Genomic DNA, 23,351 nt, shown 5'->3' with positions numbered 1-23,351 from the left:
CCTGGGTTTAACCGAATATACTGAAAGGGTTAAAGAACAACAGCGCAAGATACGCAATAAAACCACATAATAACAGAGCGCCCGCTAGATGGCCGATGCGATGTTTGCGGCCAATGCACAGGGCGCTAAGCAGGATACTGGCGGCCAGCATCACCCAGTAATCGCGTTGAAAGGCGGCGGGGTCAATGCTGCCTGGAGACAGCAAAGCGGAAACACCCAGCACGATCACCGTGTTAAAAATATTGGAGCCGATGATATTACCAATCGCCATGTCACCTTCGCCTTTAAGTGCACCAGCGATGGAAGTGGCCAACTCAGGTAGGCTAGTGCCGATGGCAATGATGGTCAACCCGACCACCAACTCGCTCATACCGAAATGGTGCGCGATCACTGTGGCGTTATCGACCACCATTTTGGATGATAGCGGCAGAATGATAAACGCTAGTACCAGCCACAACACCGCCACCGTGTTGCTGCTATCTTGCGGTAGCTCGGCGATTTGCTCCACAGTCAGGCTGTCTCTGCCTTCGCGTTGCGCCAGCCGGGCGATTTTCAGCATCAGCAGAATAAACCCGGCAGCGGTGGTCAACAGCAGCACGCCGTCCAACTGGCTTAGGGGGCTATCCATCAACACGAAACCGCATAATACGGTGACTGCCAACATCAACGGCAGTTCGCGCCGCAGCACTTCTGAGTGTGCTACCAGCGGATGGATCAGCGCAGTTCCCCCCAGAACCAGTAAAATATTGGCGATGTTGGAACCTAAGACGTTTCCTAATGCCATGTCAATTTGCCCGTTCAGCGCGGCGGTGATCGAGATGATCAACTCTGGTAGCGAGGTGCCGATCCCGACGATGGTCATGCCGATGATCAGCGGCGGCACGCCGAGCGAATGTGAAATCACCGCAGCACCGTAAACTAAGCGGTCTGCGCCATACACCAGTAAAAATAAACCAACGATTAATAATACTATCGCGAGAAACATGCAGGGTCCTTTAGTCGGGTATTATTGTGGTTCGTTGGTTAACAGCCGTCACTCGGCTAGCTTGCTTTGCTCACCGCTGCGCAGACTAAGAAACCTATCCCATTAGGCTATGTTATTTGCCATTTTGGCCCTGGGCAGTGCTCACCATCCTCACGTACTGCATGTACACTCCGGTTGTTGAGCGCTATCCATGTGCAAACTGGCGGCAACAATGTACGCCTACGGGGATAGGCTCTTAAATCCGCCGCGATGGGTTTTCCCGGTTAATGGACTAAAATATGCACACTTTCATTTTTTTCTTTATGGATGGTACTAATTTTGACCGTGTGGCGCGTAAAAGTAAAATCAATGGCACCATTGGTAGCAAAATGGCGGCCAGTTTTTGTCAAGATGATACGCATTGTGCCTGTTGCCTTCACATCACAGGTAGCTTTGGCAAAAATGTGCCGCACTTAAAGGAGCATTAACATGCACCACCAAGTAAAGAATTTGGTCGACGTGCGCAACATGAGCTTCTCACGCGGCAATCGACTAATATTCGAAGACATCAACCTAACGGTTCCCCGTGGTAAGGTAACGGCGATCATGGGGCCGTCTGGCATCGGTAAAACCACGCTGCTGCGCCTAATCGGTGGTCAACTGACGCCGGATCGTGGGGAAATCTGGTTTGATGGTGTCAATATTCCCGCATTGTCCCGCCACCCATTGTACGACGCGCGCAAGAAAATGAGCATGCTGTTTCAGTCGGGCGCGCTGTTCACCGATCTGACGGTATTTGAAAACGTCGCTTTCCCGTTGCGCGAGCACAGCAAGCTGCCAGAGCCTCTCTTGCATAGTACGGTACTGATGAAGTTGGAGGCAGTGGGGTTGCGCGGTGCGGCTGCACTGATGCCTAATGAATTATCCGGTGGTATGGCGCGGCGCGCGGCGCTGGCACGGGCGATAGCGTTGGATCCGCAGTTGATCATGTTCGACGAACCTTTCGTCGGCCAAGATCCGATCACCATGGGCGTGCTGGTCAAACTGATCGACGAACTGAACCATGCGCTGGGCATCACCTGTATCGTAGTGTCGCATGATGTGCCGGAGGTGTTGAGCATCGCCGATTATGCTTATATCGTTGCCGATCATCGGGTGATCGCTGAAGGCACGGCGCAGCAATTACAGGACAATCCTGATGCGCGTGTGCGCCAGTTCTTGGACGGAATTGCCGATGGGCCGGTGCCGTTCCGTTATCCGGCCGGTGACTATCAGACCGAACTATTAGGCTTAGGGAGTGAATAACCTCATGTTATTACAGGCGTTAGCGTCGTTAGGACGCCGATGCATTGACACTAGCGCCAGCTTTGGCCGTGCCGGGCTGATGTTGTTCAACGCGCTGGTCGGGCAGCCAGAGCCGCGCAAGCAGTGGCCGCTGTTGTTGAAGCAAATGTACAGTATTGGCGTGCAGTCATTGCTGATCATCATGGTTTCTGGCCTGTTTATCGGCATGGTGTTAGGGCTGCAAGGGTATATCGTGCTCACCACTTACAGCGCCGAGGCCAGTCTGGGCATGATGGTGGCGTTATCGCTGCTGCGAGAGTTAGGACCGGTGGTGACCGCGTTGCTGTTCGCTGGCCGCGCCGGTTCTGCGCTTACCGCAGAAATCGGCCTGATGAAAGCGACCGAGCAAATCTCCAGCCTGGAAATGATGGCCGTCGATCCGTTGCGGCGCATCGTGGCACCGCGTTTTTGGGCCGGTTTGATCAGCTTGCCACTGTTGACGATTATCTTCGTTGCACTCGGCATCTTGGGTGGTGCTATCGTCGGGGTGGACTGGAAGGGCATCGACAGCGGTTTCTTCTGGTCGGCGATGCAAGGTGCCGTGGAATGGAAAAAAGATCTGCTCAACTGCCTGCTCAAAAGCGTAGTATTCGCCATTACTGTCACTTGGATTGCTATCTTCAACGGATATGACGCTGTACCGACTTCTACGGGGATTAGCCAGGCAACGACCCGTACCGTGGTACATTCGTCATTGGCGGTGTTGGGATTGGATTTTGTGCTAACAGCACTGATGTTTGGGAATTGATTCGATGCAAACGAAGAAAAGTGAAATCTGGATTGGGGCATTTATGCTGATTGCGCTGTGCGCCATGGTGTTTATCTGCTTACAGGTAGCGAATATTAAATCGATCGGCAGTGAGCCAACTTACCGCATCTATGCTGCTTTTGATAACATCGGCGGGCTGAAAATGCGTTCGCCGGTGAAAGTCGGTGGCGTGGTGATTGGTCGCGTGGCCAATATAGAGCTTGATACGAAAACTTATACGCCGCGCGTGGCGCTGGATATCCAGGAAAAGTACCACCAGATCCCGGACACCAGTTCCCTGGCGATCCGTACCGCCGGTCTGTTGGGGGAGCAGTATTTGGCGCTGAACGTCGGTTTTGAAGATCCAGATATGGGCACCGCTATTCTGAAAGACGGCGACACCATTCAGGACACCAAGTCAGCCATAGTTCTGGAAGATCTGGTAGGCCAGTTCCTGTATAAAAGCGACAGCGCCAAACCGGGAGATGTGGCTGCCGGCACAGTAGCATCGCAACCCACTGTACCGAGTCATTAAGAGAGGAAACCTGCATGTTTAAACGTTTATTGATGGTCGCCCTGCTGGCGATTGCGCCCTTGGCGAACGCGGCCGATCAGACCAACCCGTATAGTATGATGCAAGACGCGGCGCAGAAGACCTTTAGCCGCCTGAAAACCGAGCAGCCGAAAATCCAGCAGGATCCCAACTACCTGCGCACCATTGTTCATCAGGAGTTGATGCCGTTCGTACAGGTCAAATACGCTGGTGCGCTGGTGCTGGGCCGCTATTACAAAGAGGCGACGCCAGCACAACGTGAAGTTTATTTCAGCGCCTTCCAGTCCTACCTGGAGCAGGCTTATGGCCAGGCGCTGGCGATGTACCACGGCCAAAGTTACCAGATTGCTCCTGAGCGGCCAGTGGACAATGCTAATATCGTGGCGATCCGTGTGACTATCATTGACAATGACGGTCGCCCGCCGGTACGTCTGGATTTCCAGTGGCGCAAGAACACCAAAACCGGTTATTGGCAGGCGTATGACATGATCGCTGAGGGCGTCAGCATGATCACCACTAAGCAGAACGAGTGGGCTGCCACGCTGCGAACTCAGGGTATCGACGGCCTGACCAAGCAGTTGCAGGTTGCTGCAGCACAGCCGATTACCTTGGATCGAAAAAACTGATGTCGGCGGCACTCAGCTATGAATCGCAGCTCCAGACGTTGATCTTACGCGGGGTATTGGATCGGGAAACGCTGTTGCCACTGTGGCAACAACGGGGCGCATTATTGGCGGATAAAACCGAGATTGATGTGGCACAATTGCAGCGCGTGGACTCTGCTGGGTTGGCGTTGCTGGTGCATCTACGTGCACATCAACATCAGCGCGGCGTGGAGTTAAAAATTTCCGGCGCGACCGATCGGCTGAGAACGTTGGTGGCGCTGTACAACCTGCAAACAATAATGCCTGTTGATGCCGGTTAGCGGCATTTTTCGCTGTTTTAATACGATTAATTTACGCCAAGCCTCTGTTGAACAGGGGCTTTTGCTATAGAGCCTATCCCCGTAGGCGTACATTGTTGCAGCCCGTTTGGACCAGGACAGCACGCAACAACCAGCGCGTACAGGGAGTCCGTGAGGAGGGTGAGCACTGCCTAGATCCAAAATGGTAAATAAAATAGCCTAATGGGATAGGTTCTTAGTTTAAGAAAACCGGTTATCCCGCTAAGATACCAAGCTGTTTACCGTCCTTTATACCCAAGATAATTCGAGTTGCAGGAAAGCGGCGACGCAACAGAGCCTCAGAAGCTTATACTTAAGTCAGTGACTGGGATCAGTGGAGCAAGCCAACGCTCGCCCGCAGCTTGCAGTATGAAGGGTATAGTTGCAGAACTGGATACTATGGAAAATAACGAGATAAAAGACGTGCTGATGCAGGCATTGGCACTGGAAGAAGCGTATGTCACGGGCGATGGTAGCCACTTTCAGGTGATTGTGGTTGGCGAACTTTTTGCCGCCATGAGCCGCGTCAAAAAACAACAGACGGTTTATGCACCGCTGATGGAATATATCGCGGACAACCGCATTCACGCTTTGTCGATCAAAGCATATACCCCTGAAGAGTGGCAGCGAGACCGCAAACTCAACGGATTTTAAGGCGGTTTGCCCTGCGGGGGACAGCGTCAGGTTAGATAACAGAGAGTATCAAATGGATAAATTTCGTGTGCAGGGCCGGACTTGCCTGAGCGGTGAAGTGTCTATTTCCGGGGCTAAAAACGCTGCCCTACCGATCTTGTTCGCCGCCCTGTTGGCAGAAGAGCCAGTTGAGCTACAAAATGTCCCCAAATTGAAGGATATCGATACCACCATTAAGCTACTCAGCCAGTTGGGCACCAAGATTGAACGCAACGGTTCGGTGTATGTTGACGCCAGCGGTGTGAATGAGTTCTGCGCGCCTTACGATCTGGTGAAAACCATGCGCGCGTCCATCTGGGCGCTGGGGCCGCTGGTGGCACGTTTCGGTCGTGGCCAGGTTTCCCTGCCAGGCGGCTGTGCGATCGGCGCACGTCCGGTTGATTTGCACATCACCGGTCTGGAACAACTGGGTGCTGAGATAAAACTGGAAGAAGGTTACGTCAAAGCTTCTGTGGCAGGCCGCCTGAAGGGCGCACACATCCTGATGGATAAGGTGAGTGTTGGTGCGACCGTGACCATCATGAGTGCTGCTACCTTGGCGACCGGCACCACCATTATTGAGAACGCCGCGCGCGAGCCGGAAATTGTCGATACCGCCAACTTCCTTAATACGTTGGGGGCGAAAATCAGCGGCGCTGGCAGCGATAAAATTACCATCGAAGGCGTTGATCGTCTGGGCGGCGGTGTATACCGCGTGCTGCCTGACCGTATCGAAACCGGTACCTTCCTGATCGCCGCTGCGGTTTCTGGTGGCAAAGTACTGTGCCGCGATACCCGCCCGGACACCCTAGATGCAGTGCTGGCCAAGCTGCGCGAAGCAGGCGCGGATATCGAGGTAGGTGAGGACTGGATCAGTTTGGACATGCACGGCAAGCGCCCGAAAGCGGTCACCGTGCGTACTGCGCCGCATCCGGGCTTCCCGACCGATATGCAAGCTCAGTTCAGTCTATTGAACCTGGTGGCAGAGGGCACTGGTGTGATCACCGAGACCATTTTCGAAAACCGCTTCATGCACGTGCCGGAACTGATCCGTATGGGCGCACAGGCGGAAGTTGAGAGCAACACCGTGATTTGCCATGGTGTTGAGCAGCTTTCCGGCGCTCAGGTGATGGCGACCGATCTGCGCGCTTCTGCCAGCCTGGTAGTGGCGGGCTGTATCGCCGACGGTATCACCATCGTCGATCGTATCTATCATATTGATCGCGGTTATGAGCGTATTGAAGACAAACTGCGCGCACTGGGGGCGAAAATTGAGCGTGTGAAAGATGAGTAATGGCGGTGCGTGCAAAACTGCTAAGGGCTGACCAGTGGCACCCGCCTGTTTATCATCCTGTTATCGCTATCGCTTATTCTTGATCACCTACTATAGCCGCACGCTGCGGCGCATTCACCTCTACGCGGTCGATGCGCTGCAAGCCGCGTGGCAGTTGGGTACCTTTGCGGCCACGCTCGGCACGGAATTTTTGCAGATCTTCTGGCCTCAGCGTCAGCTTACGTTTGCCTACATGCAGGGTTATGGAAGTTTGCGGCGGCAGTACCAACAGCCAAGCCAGTTTATCTTCACCGGTTGCCGCCTGCGTCGCCGGAATGGAGACAATCTTGTTGCCCTTGCCCTTCGATAGTTGTGGCAGATCGGTGACCGGGAACATCAGCATGCGCCCAGCGGCGGTGATCGATAGCAGCATGTTGTCTTCGCCGTGGATCTCTATTGGCGGTAATACTTTGGCGTCATCCGGCAAGGTAATCATCACCTTGCCAGCGCGGTTGCGCGCCACCAAATCATTGAAGGTGCAAATGAAACCGTAGCCAGCATCGGAGGCCATCAGTAGTTTCTGATCGTCTGGTGCCATCAGTACCTGTTCGATGGTAGCGCCCGGTGGTGGCGTCAGCTTGCCGGTTAGTGGCTCGCCTTGGCCACGTGCCGAAGGCAGCGTCAGTGGATCGAGCGCATAGCTGCGCCCGGTAGAGTCGATAAACACCACCGGCTGGTTGCTCTTGCCGCGCGCCGCGCTACGGAAGCTGTCACCAGCCTTATAGCTTAATCCGCCTGGTTCGATATCGTGCCCCTTGGCACTACGTACCCAGCCCATCTCGGATAACACAATAGTCACTGGTTCGGACGGCACGAAATCGTGCTCGTTCATCGCCTTGGCTTCTGCGCGCTCGATAATGGGGGAACGGCGGTCGTCGCCATAAGCCTGCGCATCAGCCTGGATCTCTTTCTTGAGCAGGATGTTCAGTTTGCGCTCAGAGGCCAACAGTGCTTGCAGTTGATCGCGTTCTTTGACCAACGCATCCTGCTCACCGCGAATCTTGAACTCTTCCAGCTTGGCCAAATGGCGCAGCTTCAGCTCTAGGATCGCTTCCGCCTGGGTGTCGGAGATACCGAAACTCTGCATCAGCACCGGTTTAGGTTCGTCTTCGCTGCGGATGATGTGGATCACCTGATCGATGTTGAGGAACGCCACCAGCAAGCCTTCAAGAATGTGCAGGCGTTTCAGCACTTTCTCAAGGCGATAGTTAAGCCGGCGGCGTACCGTATCGCGACGGTACGTCAGCCACTCGGTTAAGATTTCCACCAACCCTTTTACCTGTGGGCGATTATCTAAACCGATCATATTCATGTTGACGCGATAGCTGCGTTCCAGATCGGTGGTGGCGAACAGGTGGTTCATCACTTGCTCCAGATCGATGCGGTTGGAGCGCGGCACAACAACCAGACGTGTCGGGTTCTGGTGATCGGACTCATCACGCAGATCTTCGACCATCGGCAGCTTCTTGGCACGCATCTGATTGGCGATCTGTTCCAGCACTTTGGCACCGGAAACCTGGTGTGGCAGGGCGGTGATCACTGCACTGTTGTCTTCCTTGTTCCACACGGCGCGCATACGCACCGAACCGCGACCATTCTGGTAAATTTTGCGAATTTCATCACGCGGGGTGATGATCTCAGCTTCAGTGGGAAAATCTGGCCCTTGGACGAATGCGAGCAGATCATCGAGCAAAGCGCCCGGCTTGTCGATCAGTGCCACAGCGGCGGTGGCTACTTCACGCACATTGTGTGGTGGGATATCGGTTGCCATGCCGACGGCGATACCCGTGGTGCCGTTGAGTAAAATGTTTGGCAGGCGCGCCGGCAATATCTTCGGCTCCTGGAGGGTACCGTCAAAATTTGGCACCCAGTCGACGGTGCCTTGGCCCAGTTCAGCTAACAGGACTTCTGCATATTTGGACAGCCGCGATTCAGTATAACGCATGGCGGCAAAGGACTTGGGATCATCCGGTGCCCCCCAGTTTCCTTGACCATCTACCAGCGGATAGCGATATGAGAACGGCTGTGCCATCAACACCATGGCTTCATAACAGGCACTGTCACCGTGCGGATGGTATTTGCCCAGCACGTCACCCACGGTACGGGCAGATTTCTTGAATTTAGCGCTGTTGCTCAGCCCCAGCTCGGACATGGCGTAAATAATGCGGCGTTGTACCGGCTTCAACCCATCGCCAATGTACGGCAACGCTCGATCCATGATGACGTACATGGAATAATTCAGATAGGCGTTTTCAGTGAAGGTGTGCAGCGGTAAACGCTCTACACCGTCATGAGTTAAATCACTCATTACTCAATTATCCTCAGACCGTGGCATGGCAGTAACTCTTGGACGACAAAGGGGAGATTCTGCTGGTAATAGTAACCTATCTGCGTGATGGTTGTCACAGTAGGCGCCATGATTGCTGGCTGGAAGCTAATAGGTCGGTATGTTTATGCCTCATTTGTCCCCTCTGCTCGTCGGCATTTTCCACCGAGCGGATGATGTGACACGCAGGGTTAAGCAAGCTTTGCCCCTCATCGGTCAGCGCCAGGCCTGAGAACGGCTCAAACCGACAGTTCGGCCATATCGCCTTTGTCTTGCAACCAATTACGGCGATCTTCTGAACGCTTCTTGGCGAGCAGCATGTCCATCACCGCCAGCGTTTGAACCACGTTGTCGGCGTTTACCGTCAACTGCACCAGACGGCGTGTGTTCGGATCTAGCGTGGTCTCGCGCAGTTGGAGTGGGTTCATCTCACCCAGCCCTTTAAAGCGCTGGACGTTCGGTTTGCCCTTCTTACGCTTAAGTTGTTCCAGCACGCCAGCTTTCTCTTCTTCATCCAGGACGTAGAACACCTCTTTGCCGAGATCGATACGATACAGCGGTGGCATCGCCACATACACATGACCCCCCTTCACCAGCGAACTGAAGTGGCGGACGAACAATGCACACAGCAGCGTGGCGATGTGTAAACCGTCTGAGTCCGCATCCGCCAGGATACAGATTTTGCCGTAGCGCAATTGGCTAAGATCTTCGTTGTCCGGGTCGATGCCGATCGCCACGGAAATGTCGTGTACTTCTTGCGAGGCCAGCACTTCGTCGGAGGAAACTTCCCAGGTGTTGAGGATCTTGCCTTTCAACGGCATGATCGCTTGATATTCACGGTCACGCGCCTGCTTGGCAGAGCCACCTGCCGAGTCTCCCTCCACTAAGAATAGTTCGGTCATGCTCAGATCCTGCGATGTGCAGTCTGCCAGTTTCCCCGGTAGCGCTGGCCCACTGGTCAGTTTCTTACGCACCACCTTCTTGGCAGCACGCAGACGGCGCTGAGCACTGGAGATCGCCAGTTCAGCCAATTGTTCCGCCGCCTGAACGTTCTGGTTCAGCCACAGGCTAAATGCATCTTTCACCACGCCGGAAACAAAGGCCGCACATTGGCGTGACGACAGCCGCTCCTTGGTCTGCCCAGCGAACTGCGGATCTTGCATTTTCACCGACAGCACGTAAGCGCAGCGATCCCAAATATCTTCCGCTGATAGCTTTACGCCACGTGGCAAGATGTTACGAAATTCGCAGAACTCGCGCATTGCGTCCAGCAGCCCCTGACGCAGCCCGTTGACATGGGTACCACCCTGCATGGTAGGGATCAGGTTAACATAGCTTTCGGTCAGTAGCTCGCCGACTTCCGGTAACCACAGCAGCGCCCAGTCGACGGCTTCTGTATCACCGGCGAAGTTGCCGACAAACGGCGCTGTCGGTAAGGTCATTAGGCCATTGACCGCTTCCATCAGGTAATCGGTCAAGCCGTCTTGGTAACACCAGCGCTGCTCGGTATTGTTCACCTGGTCGATGAAGTCGATTTCGACGCCTGGGCACAGTACTGCTTTGGCTTTCAGCAGGTGACTCAAGCGTGAAACCGAAAAGCGCGGGCTGTCGAAGAACTGCTCGTCAGGCCAGAAATGGACGCTGGTGCCGGTATTGCGTTTGCCGCATGTACCGGTCACCGTCAGATCCTGCACCTTGTCGCCGTTTTCGAAGGCGATGCCGTAAACATTGCCATCACGCTTAACGTTGACTTCTACCCGCTTAGACAGGGCGTTGACCACCGAGATCCCCACGCCATGCAGGCCACCGGAGAATTGGTAGTTTTTATTCGAGAACTTGCCGCCGGCGTGCAAGCGGCACAGGATCAGCTCAACCGCTGGTATGCCCTCTTCTGGGTGGATGTCCACCGGCATGCCACGGCCATCATCAATCACTTCCAGCGACTGATCAGCGTGCAGAATCACCTCAATGCGCTTAGCGTGGTTAGCCAAGGCTTCATCAACGCTGTTATCTATCACTTCTTGGCCGAGGTGATTGGGGCGCGTTGTGTCGGTATACATACCGGGACGACGGCGTACTGGTTCTAGACCGCTGAGTACTTCAATAGCATCAGCATTGTAACTGGTGTGTGTCATCGTTAATTATTTTTCGTGGTTAGCGGAAGATGCCGGAACCGTCAGCTTAGCAGGCGTTTATCCCCTTCGTCTTGCAAGCCGCCGCGTTGTTGGCTGCACCCGCTCACCTCAACCGCTTACCTAGGTAAGTTCCAAGAGGTTCATGAGTTTGCCGCCTAGCCTCAACTTGCAATCCATTGGGTCTGCTACGCATACTTTTCTTACTTGACATTGTAGCCGAGTTATAGCCCTAAAAAATCCACAATCTGGGGAAAGTAGTGCGCGACACCGACGAAGGCATGGTTTCCACCCAATTCTACCGTTTGCCGACAGGCAGTATAATAGGCCACTGCTTGCCTGTAATCGAGAACTTCATCGCCTGTTTGTTGTAGCAACCAGATTAAATCCGGTGATTCCAAGGAGGCAATGTGCATCATTTTTAGATCATAAACATGACGTGACTCTAGCACATATTGCTGGCTGGTGTAGGGGTTCTCGTTTTCGCCAAGATAGTTAAGCAGCAGCTCAAACGGCTTCACTGCTGGGTTAACCACCACCGCAGGCAGTAAAAAACACTGCGAAAGCCAGGTGGCATAGTAGCCGCCCAGCGAGGAGCCGACCACGCCCAGCGTCCGCCCGGCACGCTCTATCACCAGGCTTTCCAGTACTTTAGCGGCCTCTGTTGGAAAGACCGGCAGTTGCGGCACCAGCATCTCAATGTCGGGATGATACTTAGCCAGCCAAGTTTTGAAAGCCGTTGCCTTTGCCGACTGGGGGGAACTGTTAAAACCGTGTAGATAAAGTAATGTCGCAGGCATTAGTATCCATCCGAATCCATATCGGGGCGGAAATCATTGTTTTCCAAGCGGTACACCTGCGTCTCGACGCGGCCATCCGGCAGTAGGTCAAGATAGCGCCAGCCGGGAGAAACATCGTCAATGGTAAAATGAGTGCTGTGCGGTTTGAATTGCACGCAGGTAGACGGCGTTGTCAACAGACAACGCCCCTGCCATTCGAGATCCAAATCTTGGTGAATATGCCCACATACCAATGTGGTCACCTTGGGATAGCGCAACAAGGTCGTTGCCAGCATATGCGGGTTGCGCAGGCTATGTTGATCGAGCCAGGTACAACCGCAAGGCATAGGGTGGTGGTGTAGCAGCAATAGGGTATAACGCTCTGGGTGGGTTTGCAGGCAACGCGCCATCCATTCGAGCTGATATTCGCTCAGTTCGCCGTGCGGTACACCGTACACTTGGCTGTCTAGCAGGATCACCTGCCAACTATCCCCCAGCAGCACCTGCTTTGATGGCTCGATGCCCGCAGTGGTCAACGCATCGACCATTGCGGGCTGGTAGTCATGATTGCCCGGCAACCAGACGCAAGGAGCAGGCAACTGAAAGATACCCTCAGCAAAGTGTTGGTAGGCAGCCAGTGAGTGATCTTGTGCCAAATCGCCGGTGGCGACGATAAGGTCAAGCTCGCGTCGTTGTGCCTGAATGGCATCCAGCACCGCATGGTAGCTGCGATAGGTATTGATGCCGAGCAAGGTCTCGTGCTTGTCTGCAAAAAGATGGGTATCGGTGATTTGTAAGATCCTGGCCGTGTTCCCACTCGCCACGGGTAGTTTAAACAGGCTTTCCACAGGGTTTCCTTTGTTATTTCAGTCTGTTTAAGAAACTGGAACCGCCATCGCTCCATGCGCCAAACAGTAGCGTAGCCAATCAGCAAGAAACAGATTAATTTGATGCTTTTCGTCAGGTTGATGTAACTTTTTATTCGGATAATCATAACGTGCTTTAAAGCGATAGACTTGTTGGCTGGAGCGCACTTCCGCAACCATGGCGTCATGATATAGCCGCACTGTCATGGCGGGCAGGTTCCAGTCGTTGACAACAGGAAAGGTCTGCTCGATTTCCACCAGAGAAGTGTAACGTGTGGATTCGTTAAGGGTCAGACGATAGTGAGCTGCGTTCACCTGATAAGTCACCGTTTCGCCCACTTTGTCGTTGTGTGGCAGCAAACGACATAATTGCGCATAGTTGGTGGCGTACACTCTCATCATTGCCGGGAAATCAGGGGTATAGCGCTGTTCCATTAGTTGACCCACTCTTTTCTTAACGATTTATGGTGCAACGCCAACCATTGTAGTGCAATCACCGATGCGGCGTTATCGATCACGCCTTCTTCAACCCAGCAATAAGCCTGCTCACGGCTGACCACATGGACGCGGATGTCTTCATTTTCTTCTTCCAACCCATGGATACCCTTGGCAGTAGCGGCGTCCACCTCGCCGACCATGATCGACAAGCGTTCGCTGGTCCCCCCTGGGCTGGCCAGATAGCTCAGCAACGGCTTGCAGCGCCCAATATCCACGCCAGCCTCTTCTAGCGCCTCGCGGCGGCATACATCCTCGATGCTCTCACCGGTCTCGATCATTCCTGCTACCATTTCCAGCAGCCAAGGTGAATGGCTGGTATCGACAGCGGCGATGCGCAATTGTTCAATCAGCACCACTTCGTCGCGCACTGGGTCATAGGGTAGCAACACCGCCGCATGCCCACGCTCGAAAATCTCCCGTTGAATCTCCGCGCTGATTTCGCCGTTGAATAAGCGGTGGCGAAACCGGTATGAATTGAGTGAAAAAAAACCACGGTACAGCGTTTCACAGGCAATAATGTCTACATCTTTTTTGTCGAAAGTAACGGGCGATGGCTGCGAACGGTTCATAAGCGCATGCTCCTGCGTTAATATGGCGATAAAATAAACAGCTTTGATGATAAAAAACCACGAGATAATTTGCCGCTGCTTTATGCTAAATTGTCAGCCATGATATCAGGTGTGACGTAGGCGGCTAGGGGGGCTGAAAGCTAAAAGTTATGCCAGATGGCACATTCAGCCACCTGATGAGCACAACTGGCCCTGCTAGAATCGGCAACTCAATTCGTTTATCGTCAGCACTAACATAGCAATATTGCTGCACAACAAGGAATGCAAATGAAGAAACTGCTCCCCTTTCTTATCGGTCTAAGCCTGGGCGGCTTCAGTGCAATGAGCCAGGCAGAGAACCTGTTGCAGGTCTACAAACAGGCCAGGGAAAGCAACCCAGAACTGCGCAAAACTGCTGCTGACCGTGACGCTGCATTCGAAAAAATCAACGAAGCGCGCAGCCCGCTGTTACCACAGCTCGGTCTGACTGCGGGTTATGCTTATGGCCGTGGCTACCGCGATGCCAATAACATCAACTCTACTATGACTAACGGTTCTCTCGCGTTGACACAGACCATTTTTGATATGTCGAAATGGCGCGTGTTGACGTTGCAGGAAAAAACTGCGGGTATCTCTGACGTCACCTTTCAGACCTCTTCGCAGCGTTTGATCCTTGATACTGCCACCGCTTACTTCAGTGTGCTGAGTGCTATCGATGCGCTGTCCTATACTCAGGCGCAAAAACAAGCGGTGTACCGCACGCTGGATCAAACGACTCAACGCTTCAATGTAGGCTTAGTGGCGATCACTGACGTACAGAACGCCCGTTCCAACTACGACACTGTGCTGGCGTCTGAAGTCACCGCGCGCAATACCTTAGATAATGCGTTGGAAAAATTGCGCCAGGTGACCGGCACCTTCTACCCGGAGCTGGCCTCGTTGGATACTGACCGATTCAACACCCAGCGCCCGGAAGCGGTGAATAACCTGCTAAAAGAGGCGGAAGCGCATAATCTGAGCCTGCTTTCCGCGCGTTTGAGCCAGGATTTGGCCCGTGAGCAGATCCGTTTAGCGCAGACCGGCTACATGCCGACCATTAATATGAGTGCATCCACCGGTATTACCGATACCAAATATAGCGGTTCTAGTAGCAGCGGTGACACTGACAGCAACACTGGGCAGAATAAAATCGGCCTGAGCATCAATCTGCCGCTTTACAGTGGCGGTGCGACTAACTCTCAGGTACAGCAGGCACAGTATAGTTTTGTCGGTGCCAGTGAATCGCTGGAAAGCGCACACCGCAGCCTGGTGCAAACTGTGCGTTCATCATTCAACAACGTGAACGCGTCGATCAGCAGCATCAACGCCTACAAACAGGCGGTGGTTTCCGCTCAAAGTTCCATGGACGCCATGGAAGCCGGTTATCAGGTGGGAACCCGCACCATAGTTGACGTGTTGAATGCCACTACCACGCTGTATAACGCTAAGCAGCAACTCTCAAGCGCACGTTATACTTATCTGATCAACCAGTTGAACATCAAATCTTCACTCGGGACGCTGAATGAAAATGATTTGCTGGCGCTCAATGGTGCGCTGGGCAAACCTGTTTCCACCTCTCCAGAGCTACTGGCTCCCGCGACCACCGAGCAAAATGCCTATGCCAATGGCTATAACGGCGACGGGCTAGCCACCGATACCACTCAACCAGCGCGCAACAGCGGTGATCCATTCCGTCACTGATGCATGCGCTACTGCCTATGGGGCCAGGCATCTGCTATGCCCCATCTTTTACCTCCATCTCTGCTTCAGCTTTAATTTCAACCCTGTTTCCCCTATCCTTAGCCTCACTACTGGGAAAGGGCGAAGACAGCCCAAATGATGGGATTAATAACGATGAAACGGACAAAAAGCATCAACCAAGAAATGTTCCGCAAATCTTGGCGCAGCTACCCTGTGGCACCCTTGGCCCTGGCGATCAGCGCAGTCTTTATGCTGACTGGCTGTGAGAAGAGCGACGAAACCGTCGCCATGTACCAAAATGCTGACGACTGTTCGCGCTCGAATCCTTCCATGCGCGAGCAGTGCACCACGACCTACCATAAAGCGTTGAAAGAAGCCGAAAAAACCGCGCCAAAATACGCCACCCGTGAAGACTGCGTTGCCGAATTTGGCGACGCGCAGTGCACCCAGGCACCAGCGCAGGCTGGCATGGCGGCAGGATCTCAAAGCAGCGGCAGCGTCTGGATGCCGCTGATGGCCGGTTACATGATGGGCCGCATGATGGGGGGGGCTGGCTTTGCTCAGCAGCCGCTGTTCACCTCCCAAAACGCTGCCAGCCCGGCCAACGGCAAGTTCGTTGACGCTACCGGCAAAAGTTATGGCGCGGCGACAGCCGGTGGGCGCACTACGACTGTGCCGAAAACCGCCATGGCCCCGAAGCCTGCGGTCACCCATACCATCACCCGTGGCGGCTTCGGCGAAACCGTCGCCAAACATAACAGTATGCAACGCCGCAGCGCCACCCCCGGCTCTCGCAGCATGGGCGGTTGATGCATGAAGCGCGTTACTATTACCGAACGCCCGGACTGGCGCGAAAAAGCCACTGAATTCGGCTTCCATTTCCACACCATGTATGACCAGCCGTACTGGTGTGAAGATGCCTATTATCAGTTCACACTGGCGCAGATTGAAGAGATCGAAGGCACCACTGCTGAGCTGCACCAGATGTGCTTACAAGTGGTGGAGAGAGTGGTTGCCAGCGATGCACTGATGGTCAAATTCCGCATCCCGAAACACACTTGGGGCTTTGTACGCAGCGCCTGGCGCACCCGTCAGCCTTCGCTGTATTCGCGTCTCGATTTGGCCTACGATGGCGTCAACCCGCCTAAATTGTTGGAAAACAACGCCGATACGCCAACCTCGCTGTATGAAGCTGCCTTCTTCCAATGGCTGTGGCTGGAAGACCAGATCAAGGCTGGCAAGCTGGTTCCACAAGCGGATCAGTACAACAGCCTACAGGAAAAGCTGATTGAACGTTTCGCTGATCTGAAGGCGCATCATGGCTTCGACTTGTTGCACTTGGCTTGCTGCCAAGACAGTGAGGAAGATCGTGGCACCGTGCAATATCTGCAAGACTGTGCGTCAGAAGCTGGCCTAGCGACCGAGTTCCTGTTTATGGAAGAGATTGGCCTAGGCGAGAAAGGCCAGTTTACCGATCTACAGGATCAGGTGATCGGCAACCTGTTCAAGCTTTACCCGTGGGAGTTTATGCTGCGCGAGATGTTTGCCACCAAGTTGGAGGACGCGGGCGTGCGCTGGTTGGAGCCTGCTTGGAAAAGCATCATCTCCAACAAGGCGCTGCTGCCACTGCTGTGGGAAATGTTCCCGAATCATCCGAACCTACTACCAGCCTACTTTGCTGAAGATGCACATCCGCCGCTGGATCATTATGTCACCAAACCGCTGTTCTCACGTGAGGGTGCCAATATCCAGATTGTCGAAAACGGCCAGCAAATCGCGTGCGTTGAAGGCCCCTATGGTGAAGAAGGTATGATTGTTCAGCAGTTCCATCCGTTGCCGCAGTTTGAAGGCAGCTACACGCTGATCGGCAGTTGGTTGGTTGACGATCAGCCCTGTGGTATCGGCCTGCGTGAAGATCGCCAACTGATCACCCAAGATCTGTCGCGCTTCTATCCGCATATCATTCTTGGTTGACGAAGGCTCTGAATCGGAAAACGCCAGTCAAGGGCTGGCGTTTTCACCTCAACTGGCTTTCTGCTCATGAGCCTGGCGATAAGCCACCAGATCCTCGATAGTCAACACTACCATGCCGTGCTGCTTGGCGAATGCCATCACTTCCGGCGCACGCGCCATGCTGCCATCATCGTTGGTCAGTTCACACAGCACACCGGCAGGTTTGAAACCGGCCATCGCCACCAGATCGATGGTCGCTTCGGTATGACCACGGCGGCTCAGTACGCCACCCGGTTGCGCTCGCAGCGGGAACACATGGCCTGGGCGGTTTAGATCGCCCGGTTTGGCGTTATCGGCAATGGCTGCACGGATAGTGCTCAGGCGATCCGTCGCGGAAACCCCGGTGGTAACGCCCCGTGCTGCTTCAATGCTCACGGTGAAAGCGGTCTGGAACTGGCTGGAGTTATTGGTCACCATCATCGGCAGATCGAGCTGCTGGCGGCGATCTTCGGTGATGCACAGGCACACGATACCGCTGCCGTGGCGAATGGTCAGCGCCATTTGCTCAACCGTCATGGTTTCAGCGGCGAAAATCATATCACCTTCATTTTCACGGTTTTCGTCATCAAGCACCATCACACCGCGCCCGTTGCGCAATGTATCGAGCGCGCGTTCAACGCGTTCTGTCTGTGTGCCGAAATCTGAAAGTAGTGTCTGATTCATGGTAAAAAAACCTCATTAGAAAATTATGGATTACCAGAATCAGGGCGATCTTGAGGAGTAGCTAGCAATAGCTAAAAACAACGTAAGCTGTCACAAGCCCAACAGATATCGCTACTCTCTCCCATCCGGACTATCACCGTCGGCCCCGGAATTACACCGGATCTGCTGACCTCTAACCTGCCTGTAACAGACTGGCTGAGCGCTCGCGGGCTTTCACCGTAGCAGGTGATTTACCGCCGGTGGGGACTTTCACCCCGCCCTGAGAATAAGCGGGTTGACTATAGCGCTAATAATTAAACAGGGCAATTAGCAAAAACATCATGCCGCCACAGGTGGCGGGGGAGTTAGAGTTTATTCGGCGGGCAACTCGCATTACACTAGACGGTAGCTATTAAACTCTGAAAGGGATACGCCATGATTGACCCGAAAAAAATTGAACAGATCGCACGCCAGGTTCATGGATCCATGCCTAAAAGCGTGCGTGAATTCGGGGAAGACGTTGAGAAGAAAATCCGCCAGGTGCTACAGTCACAACTGGCTCGTTTGGATTTGGTCAACCGCGAAACGTTCGACGTGCAGACTCAGGTGCTGCTACGTACCCGTGAGCAACTGGCGTTGCTGGAACAGCGCATAACCGGTCTGGAAGACAAGCTGAATGCGGCATCTACCGCCAAGCACGAAGAATAATTCTCGTTGGGCGCGCATCGCCGCGCCCCTATTGCCGCCTGACCACCTGCGAACAGCTCCGCAACACTCGCCAAATCATGGCCGAACATCATACTCGCTAGCTCGGCAAAGTGGGCTACTGCTCACCCTCACCACCGTTTCCAGCGTGCCGCTCTTTGATGGCGGTGATGATATTGGTGGTTGATAAGCCCTGCTCAAAGTTCAGCACTTTGACATCGCCGCCATTGGCCCATACCTCTGTGCTACCGGCGATATCTTCCGGCTTGTAGTCACCGCCTTTCACCAGCAAATCTGGCAAGATATCGCTGATCAAACGCTGCGGTGTGTCTTCCTCAAACGGCACTACCCAGTCTACTGCCTCCAGTGCGCCGAGCACGATCATGCGGTTTTCCAGCGCGTTGACTGGGCGGGTTTCGCCCTTCAGTCGCTTGGTAGCAGCATCGCTGTTCACCGCTACGATCAACCGATCACCCAACTTGCGGGCATTGGCCAAATAGGAAACGTGGCCAGCGTGCAGAATGTCGAAAATACCGTTGGTCATCACTACTTTCTCACCACGCTGGCGTGCTTGCGCCACAGCGACTTTCAACTGGGCTTCAGTCATCACGCCAAAGCCAGTTCCCGCGCGGCCACGCACGGCATTTTCCAGCTCGATCGGCGAAACGCTAGAGGTTCCCAGCTTGCCGACCACCACGCCAGCGGCAGCGTTGGCCAGGAAACAGGACTCTTCCAGCGAGTTGCCGGCGGCTAAAGCGGCGGCCAACACGCCAATCACGGTATCGCCAGCACCGGTGACGTCGAACACCTCCTGAGCTTGGGTGGGAAGATGCAGTGGCGCAACGCCCGGTTGCAGCAAGGTCATGCCGTGCTCGGAACGGGTTACCAGCAGCGCGGATAGCGCAAAATCAGCCATTAGCTTCATGCCGCGTTCCACCAGATCGGCTTCATCCTTGCAATGGCCTACTATTGCTTCGAATTCGGACAGATTCGGCGTTAGCAGCGTAGCGCCGCGATAGCGTTCAAAATCAGAGCCTTTCGGATCGATCAACACCGGCACTTTGGCGGCACGCGCCAGTTTGATCATGTTTTGCACTTGGCTTAGCGCACCTTTGGCATAGTCTGACAGCACTAGCACACCGATCTGCGGCAATGCCTGCTGGATGCGCGTTAATACTGGCTGCGCGTCGACGTTGGAAAAGCCCTCTTCAAAGTCGAGACGGATCAGTTGCTGATTGCGCGATAGTACGCGCAGCTTGGTGATGGTCGGATGGGTAGGCACTGAGACAAAATCGCAGTACACATTCACAGTGTTGAGCTTGGCGCTGAGCGCTCGCGCTGCATCGTCGATGCCGGTCAGCCCCACCAGACGTGAATTGGTACCCAGCGAAGCAATGTTCATCGCCACGTTAGCCGCACCGCCGGGACGCTCTTCAATAGTATCAACCTTGACCACAGGCACCGGAGCTTCCGGTGAGATGCGGCTGGTCGGGCCATACCAATAGCGATCCAACATGACGTCACCTACCACCAGTACACTGGCGTGGCGAAAATCAGGCAGTGTAACTTTCATCCGATAACTCCAAAGAAGAACAAAATTTTCGTGCCGCCGATATTAGCATAGACGTCTGTAATAGCAGCAAAACGTATTGCGCAACGTCAGCCTCAGCCCAGCCATTTAAGCCAACTGATGCGTACTTGTTGGCGCTCGGCGGCGAACAGTTCGCTGCTGACCTTGTCAGAGTGTTCCTGCAACGCCAGATGATGGATGGTATCGCGCATGGTGACATAGGCTGTGGTCAGCGCACGCGCTTCCTCCTCTGGCATAATGCCTTCATTGGCCATCAGCGCGAAGATGCGCACGTTATCAGGCCAACGTGTCAGTCGTGGTTCTATACTCGCATAGCCTAAGACGAGGTATTGAGCGATAAATTCGATATCGGTGATACCGCCTTCATCGGCTTTGATATCAAACAGATCGCGCTGCTGGTTGCCCCGGTGGCGGCGCATTTTTTCGCGCATTTCACGCACCTCACGCCGTAGCAATCCCCGATCGCGCACTTTGCACAGGATTTCGCGGCGTAGGTCGTCAAATTGCTGGTGCAATAGCGGGTCACCGTGCACGATGCGCGCCCGTACCAGAGCCTGATGCTCCCAAGTCCAGGCTTCGTGCTGCTGATAGTCGGCAAACGCCCCCAGGGTGCTGACCAGCAGGCCAGCTGCGCCGGAAGGTCGCAGGCGGGCATCCACTTCATACAAAATGCCGGATGAAGTACGGGTGCTGAACAGGTGCATCACGCGCTGTGCCAGGCGCAGATAGAATTGGCGGCCATCAATGCTGCGTTCGCCATCGGTTGTCACCTCCGGCGGGCAATCCACCAGAAACACCAGATCAAGATCGGAGTTGTAGCCCAACTCCCAGCCGCCCAGTTTACCGTAGCCAATCACCGCAAAGCCGTTCCCGGCGCGATCCTGCAAATGGTTCGGTTGACCAAAGCGGGCCACCATATCGCCCCAGGCTTGTTGCACCACGGCGTCAATAATTGCTGTTGCCAGATAGGTAAGGTGATCGCTCACTTTCATCACTGGCAGCGCCCCAACGATATCTGCGGCAGCAATATGCAGCAGTTGCGCTTGTTTGAACTGACGCAACGCCTCCAATTTTTGCTCATCGTCGTCCTCAGCCACCCGCAGCAGATATTGGCGCAGCTCGCTGTGATAAGCATCGGGCGCAACGGGTTGATACAGGGTGGCTGGCTCCAACAATTCGTCCAGCAGCAGCGGATAACGTGATAGCTGGTTGGTGACCATCGGCGAGGCGGCGCACAAGCGGATCAGATGGTTGCACGCCGCAGGGTATTCCACCATCAGCTCCAGGTAGGTGGTGCGGGTGACGATGCTCAACAGCAGTTGTGTCAGGCGCAGTAGTGTTGTTGGCGCGTCCTGACGTGGACACAGCTCCGCCAGTAGGCGCGGCATCAGTTGATCGAGCACGTTGCGACCACGCGGGCCAATGGTACGTTTATCGACGTCATGGCGGAAGTGGGTAATAATGTGCAGTATCTGCTGGCGCGTTTGTTCGCCCAGGTGCGGCATCAGCGGGGCTAGCTCATTTTCTTCTAACCTATCCTGCCATAAACTGTGGTATTGCTGATAGTAGAGATCTTCTTCTATATCAGCGCCATCGTCGCCGATCAAGTAGCTAAATACCGCCCTGACCGCCTGCATATGCCTATCCAGCACCGACATTAACGCTGACCAATGTTTCAGTCCCATGCCGTGCGCCAGCCGCGCCTGGTCAAGCTCATCTTGCGGTAGCGTCTGCGTCTGCTGATCAGCGATCGCCTGTAGCAGGTTTTCCAGCCGTCGTAGGAACAGATAGCTGGCGCTCAACGCCTGTACCTGCCCAGCTTCCAACAGCCCTAACTCGCCCAAGGTTTGCAGCGTCGGCAATAGCGAACGCCCCTGCAACGCCGGTTCGCGCCCACCCCGAATAAGTTGGAAAACCTGAGTGATGAATTCGATTTCCCGAATGCCGCCCGCGCCCAGCTTGATGTTGTCTTTCAGACCACGGCGCCGCACTTCGCGTGCGATCATTCCTTTCATATTACGCAGCGATTGGATCACGCTGAAATCAATATAGCGGCGGAACACAAATGGCCGCAGAGTTTCGCGCAATTCCTGGCTGTAGCTATCTTCCGAGCCGCCGAGTAGCCGTGCTTTCACCATGGCGTAGCGCTCCCAGTCGCGCCCCTGCTCCTGATAATAATCCTCCAGTGCAGCAAAACTCATTACCAGTGGGCCGCTGTCGCCAAATGGCCGCAGGCGCATATCCAGGCGATAGACGAAACCGTCGATGGTCTGCTGATCCAGCGCCTTGATCAGTCGCTGGCCAAGGCGAGTGAAAAATTGGGCGTTATCCCGTTCGCGCCGGCCACCTCGGGTATGGCCGTTTTCCGGGTAGGCAAAAATCAGATCGATGTCCGAAGAGAAGTTCAGTTCGCCACCGCCCAGTTTGCCCATGCCGAGGATCAACAGCGGCTGTGGTTTGCCCTGATCATTGCACGGCGTACCCCATTCATCGCAGCAACTGCAGTACAGCCAGTCGCGCGCGCTGACAATCAGCGTTTCCGCCAGCCCGCTTAGCTGCTGTAGCGTTTCTTCGGTGGTGCATTGGCGCAGCGCCTGCGCCCAGGCGATGCGCACCAGCATTTCGCAGCGGAATAGGCGCAGCACATGCATCAGCCCCGCCTCGTCGTGCACCTTTTCCAGATCCTTCTGTAGCCAGGTCGTATAATGCTGCCACTCATCAGGCGTTGGTGGCTGCTGGCGCAGCCTTTCCAGCCACGTTGGCTGGCCGAGTAGCATATCACTGACAAAGTTACTTGACGCCAGCACCCACTGTTCCTGGGGGCTAAACAGGTAGCTTGCGCCGTGAACCTCGCGAAAATGCTGCACAACCTGCTGTGCCTGAGCTTGCAACACTGCTGAGAGTGGCAACATAGTGATAATCCATTCTGTTTTGCGGCCTGTCAGGCCGACTTA

At 54.5% G+C, this 23,351-nt stretch carries 22 protein-coding genes and 1 riboswitch; of the genes, 12 read left to right on the top strand and 10 right to left on the bottom strand.

Translation table 11 applies throughout. The features are described from left to right. Positions 1-7: 7 nt before the first annotated feature. Positions 8-985, bottom strand: a complete 978-nt coding sequence (locus tag SYMBAF_RS02800) for a calcium/sodium antiporter (protein WP_040263307.1) — start codon at positions 983-985, stop codon at positions 8-10. 278 nt (positions 986-1,263) lie between these two features. Here SYMBAF_RS02800 and SYMBAF_RS02795 point away from each other — a divergent pair, with 278 nt between their 5' ends. The 8 genes from SYMBAF_RS02795 to murA all read left to right on the top strand — a co-directional run bounded on the left by SYMBAF_RS02795 (position 1,264) and on the right by murA (position 6,518). Then, the gene (locus SYMBAF_RS02795) at positions 1,264-1,452 is read left to right on the top strand and encodes a hypothetical protein (RefSeq protein ID WP_040263310.1); all 189 of its coding nucleotides are present in this window, start codon (positions 1,264-1,266) and stop codon (positions 1,450-1,452) included. Position 1,453: 1 nt separating this feature from the next. Next, complete coding sequence (mlaF, locus tag SYMBAF_RS02790) at positions 1,454-2,269, top strand: phospholipid ABC transporter ATP-binding protein MlaF (protein WP_040263311.1); 816 nt, start codon at positions 1,454-1,456, stop codon at positions 2,267-2,269. Positions 2,270-2,273: 4 nt separating this feature from the next. Further along, entirely contained in the window at positions 2,274-3,056 is a 783-nt protein-coding gene (mlaE, locus tag SYMBAF_RS02785) for a lipid asymmetry maintenance ABC transporter permease subunit MlaE (RefSeq protein ID WP_040263313.1), read from the top strand. Positions 3,057-3,060: 4 nt separating this feature from the next. Further along, positions 3,061-3,591, top strand: coding sequence for an outer membrane lipid asymmetry maintenance protein MlaD (gene mlaD / locus SYMBAF_RS02780; RefSeq protein ID WP_006708128.1), 531 nt, complete (start codon positions 3,061-3,063; stop codon positions 3,589-3,591). 14 nt (positions 3,592-3,605) lie between these two features. Further along, entirely contained in the window at positions 3,606-4,235 is a 630-nt protein-coding gene (mlaC, locus tag SYMBAF_RS02775; RefSeq protein ID WP_040263315.1) for a phospholipid-binding protein MlaC, read from the top strand. Then, complete coding sequence (mlaB, locus tag SYMBAF_RS02770; RefSeq protein ID WP_040263317.1) at positions 4,235-4,534, top strand: lipid asymmetry maintenance protein MlaB; 300 nt, start codon at positions 4,235-4,237, stop codon at positions 4,532-4,534. The genes mlaC and mlaB overlap by 1 nt, the downstream gene beginning before the upstream one ends. Positions 4,535-4,951: 417 nt before the next feature. Further along, complete coding sequence (ibaG, locus tag SYMBAF_RS02765; protein WP_037388091.1) at positions 4,952-5,206, top strand: BolA family iron metabolism protein IbaG; 255 nt, start codon at positions 4,952-4,954, stop codon at positions 5,204-5,206. Between the two features lie 52 nt (positions 5,207-5,258). Beyond that, positions 5,259-6,518, top strand: a complete 1,260-nt coding sequence (murA, locus tag SYMBAF_RS02760; RefSeq protein WP_040263319.1) for a UDP-N-acetylglucosamine 1-carboxyvinyltransferase — start codon at positions 5,259-5,261, stop codon at positions 6,516-6,518. A 73-nt stretch (positions 6,519-6,591) separates the two neighbouring features. Here murA and parC read toward each other — a convergent pair whose 3' ends face one another. The 6 genes from parC to nudF all read right to left on the bottom strand — a co-directional run bounded on the left by parC (position 6,592) and on the right by nudF (position 13,727). Further along, positions 6,592-8,865, bottom strand: coding sequence for a DNA topoisomerase IV subunit A (gene parC / locus SYMBAF_RS02755; protein ID WP_040263321.1), 2,274 nt, complete (start codon positions 8,863-8,865; stop codon positions 6,592-6,594). A 257-nt stretch (positions 8,866-9,122) separates the two neighbouring features. Further along, positions 9,123-11,018 (bottom strand): DNA topoisomerase IV subunit B, encoded by a 1,896-nt coding sequence (parE, locus tag SYMBAF_RS02750; protein WP_040263323.1) that lies wholly within the window; start codon positions 11,016-11,018, stop codon positions 9,123-9,125. A 221-nt stretch (positions 11,019-11,239) separates the two neighbouring features. Then, the gene (gene yqiA / locus SYMBAF_RS02745) at positions 11,240-11,815 is read right to left on the bottom strand and encodes an esterase YqiA (protein WP_040263325.1); all 576 of its coding nucleotides are present in this window, start codon (positions 11,813-11,815) and stop codon (positions 11,240-11,242) included. Further along, complete coding sequence (gene cpdA, locus SYMBAF_RS02740) at positions 11,815-12,642, bottom strand: 3',5'-cyclic-AMP phosphodiesterase (RefSeq protein WP_040263327.1); 828 nt, start codon at positions 12,640-12,642, stop codon at positions 11,815-11,817. Before cpdA ends, yqiA begins: the two co-directional genes overlap by 1 nt. 27 nt (positions 12,643-12,669) lie before the next feature. After that, positions 12,670-13,095, bottom strand: a complete 426-nt coding sequence (locus tag SYMBAF_RS02735; protein ID WP_040263329.1) for a DUF1249 family protein — start codon at positions 13,093-13,095, stop codon at positions 12,670-12,672. After that, positions 13,095-13,727, bottom strand: coding sequence for an ADP-ribose diphosphatase (gene nudF / locus SYMBAF_RS02730; RefSeq protein WP_040263331.1), 633 nt, complete (start codon positions 13,725-13,727; stop codon positions 13,095-13,097). The genes SYMBAF_RS02735 and nudF overlap by 1 nt, the downstream gene beginning before the upstream one ends. Before the next feature lie 267 nt (positions 13,728-13,994). On the opposite strand from nudF, the gene tolC reads away from it, so the two are divergent. From tolC to SYMBAF_RS02715, 3 genes are all read left to right on the top strand, one after another. After that, a complete protein-coding gene (gene tolC / locus SYMBAF_RS02725) occupies positions 13,995-15,446 on the top strand; it encodes an outer membrane channel protein TolC (protein WP_040263333.1) in 1,452 nt (483 codons plus the stop codon). A 153-nt stretch (positions 15,447-15,599) separates the two neighbouring features. Then, entirely contained in the window at positions 15,600-16,256 is a 657-nt protein-coding gene (locus tag SYMBAF_RS02720; protein ID WP_040263335.1) for a DUF1190 family protein, read from the top strand. Positions 16,257-16,259: 3 nt separating this feature from the next. Further along, the gene (locus tag SYMBAF_RS02715) at positions 16,260-17,420 is read left to right on the top strand and encodes a glutathionylspermidine synthase family protein (RefSeq protein ID WP_040263338.1); all 1,161 of its coding nucleotides are present in this window, start codon (positions 16,260-16,262) and stop codon (positions 17,418-17,420) included. Positions 17,421-17,468: 48 nt separating this feature from the next. On the opposite strand, the gene ribB is transcribed toward SYMBAF_RS02715, so the two are convergent. Next, positions 17,469-18,122 (bottom strand): 3,4-dihydroxy-2-butanone-4-phosphate synthase, encoded by a 654-nt coding sequence (ribB, locus tag SYMBAF_RS02710; protein ID WP_040263341.1) that lies wholly within the window; start codon positions 18,120-18,122, stop codon positions 17,469-17,471. Positions 18,123-18,231: 109 nt separating this feature from the next. After that, positions 18,232-18,393: riboswitch (FMN riboswitch) on the bottom strand. A 143-nt stretch (positions 18,394-18,536) separates the two neighbouring features. Between ribB and ubiK the strand changes: the two genes are divergently transcribed. After that, positions 18,537-18,809, top strand: a complete 273-nt coding sequence (gene ubiK / locus SYMBAF_RS02705; protein ID WP_040263343.1) for a ubiquinone biosynthesis accessory factor UbiK — start codon at positions 18,537-18,539, stop codon at positions 18,807-18,809. Between the two features lie 115 nt (positions 18,810-18,924). On the opposite strand, the gene hldE is transcribed toward ubiK, so the two are convergent. Then, on the bottom strand, positions 18,925-20,379 hold the full coding sequence (gene hldE / locus SYMBAF_RS02700; RefSeq protein ID WP_040263345.1) for a bifunctional D-glycero-beta-D-manno-heptose-7-phosphate kinase/D-glycero-beta-D-manno-heptose 1-phosphate adenylyltransferase HldE: 1,455 nt from the start codon (positions 20,377-20,379) through the stop codon (positions 18,925-18,927). A 92-nt stretch (positions 20,380-20,471) separates the two neighbouring features. Then, complete coding sequence (gene glnE, locus SYMBAF_RS02695) at positions 20,472-23,309, bottom strand: bifunctional [glutamate--ammonia ligase]-adenylyl-L-tyrosine phosphorylase/[glutamate--ammonia-ligase] adenylyltransferase (protein ID WP_040263347.1); 2,838 nt, start codon at positions 23,307-23,309, stop codon at positions 20,472-20,474. Positions 23,310-23,351: the final 42 nt, after the last annotated feature.

Source organism: Serratia symbiotica (genome assembly GCF_000821185.2).
Lineage (GTDB): Bacteria > Pseudomonadota > Gammaproteobacteria > Enterobacterales > Enterobacteriaceae > Serratia > Serratia symbiotica.
Note: the sequence above shows the minus strand (reverse complement) of the source record. Positions and strands in the feature narration are given on the sequence as shown.

Excerpts from the sequence above, each read along its gene's own strand:
- SYMBAF_RS02800 (WP_040263307.1), bottom strand. The coding sequence starts at position 985 with ATGTTTCTCGCGATAGTATTATTAATCGTTGGTTTATTTTTACTGGTG.
- SYMBAF_RS02795 (WP_040263310.1), top strand. The coding sequence starts at position 1,264 with ATGCACACTTTCATTTTTTTCTTTATGGATGGTACTAATTTTGACCGT.
- mlaF (WP_040263311.1), top strand. The coding sequence starts at position 1,454 with ATGCACCACCAAGTAAAGAATTTGGTCGACGTGCGCAACATGAGCTTC.
- mlaE (WP_040263313.1), top strand. The coding sequence starts at position 2,274 with ATGTTATTACAGGCGTTAGCGTCGTTAGGACGCCGATGCATTGACACT.
- mlaD (WP_006708128.1), top strand. The coding sequence starts at position 3,061 with ATGCAAACGAAGAAAAGTGAAATCTGGATTGGGGCATTTATGCTGATT.
- mlaC (WP_040263315.1), top strand. The coding sequence starts at position 3,606 with ATGTTTAAACGTTTATTGATGGTCGCCCTGCTGGCGATTGCGCCCTTG.
- mlaB (WP_040263317.1), top strand. The coding sequence starts at position 4,235 with ATGTCGGCGGCACTCAGCTATGAATCGCAGCTCCAGACGTTGATCTTA.
- ibaG (WP_037388091.1), top strand. The coding sequence starts at position 4,952 with ATGGAAAATAACGAGATAAAAGACGTGCTGATGCAGGCATTGGCACTG.
- murA (WP_040263319.1), top strand. The coding sequence starts at position 5,259 with ATGGATAAATTTCGTGTGCAGGGCCGGACTTGCCTGAGCGGTGAAGTG.
- parC (WP_040263321.1), bottom strand. The coding sequence starts at position 8,865 with ATGAGTGATTTAACTCATGACGGTGTAGAGCGTTTACCGCTGCACACC.
- parE (WP_040263323.1), bottom strand. The coding sequence starts at position 11,018 with ATGACACACACCAGTTACAATGCTGATGCTATTGAAGTACTCAGCGGT.
- yqiA (WP_040263325.1), bottom strand. The coding sequence starts at position 11,815 with ATGCCTGCGACATTACTTTATCTACACGGTTTTAACAGTTCCCCCCAG.
- SYMBAF_RS02735 (WP_040263329.1), bottom strand. The coding sequence starts at position 13,095 with ATGGAACAGCGCTATACCCCTGATTTCCCGGCAATGATGAGAGTGTAC.
- nudF (WP_040263331.1), bottom strand. The coding sequence starts at position 13,727 with ATGAACCGTTCGCAGCCATCGCCCGTTACTTTCGACAAAAAAGATGTA.
- tolC (WP_040263333.1), top strand. The coding sequence starts at position 13,995 with ATGAAGAAACTGCTCCCCTTTCTTATCGGTCTAAGCCTGGGCGGCTTC.
- SYMBAF_RS02720 (WP_040263335.1), top strand. The coding sequence starts at position 15,600 with ATGAAACGGACAAAAAGCATCAACCAAGAAATGTTCCGCAAATCTTGG.
- SYMBAF_RS02715 (WP_040263338.1), top strand. The coding sequence starts at position 16,260 with ATGAAGCGCGTTACTATTACCGAACGCCCGGACTGGCGCGAAAAAGCC.
- ribB (WP_040263341.1), bottom strand. The coding sequence starts at position 18,122 with ATGAATCAGACACTACTTTCAGATTTCGGCACACAGACAGAACGCGTT.
- ubiK (WP_040263343.1), top strand. The coding sequence starts at position 18,537 with ATGATTGACCCGAAAAAAATTGAACAGATCGCACGCCAGGTTCATGGA.
- hldE (WP_040263345.1), bottom strand. The coding sequence starts at position 20,379 with ATGAAAGTTACACTGCCTGATTTTCGCCACGCCAGTGTACTGGTGGTA.
- glnE (WP_040263347.1), bottom strand. The coding sequence starts at position 23,309 with ATGTTGCCACTCTCAGCAGTGTTGCAAGCTCAGGCACAGCAGGTTGTG.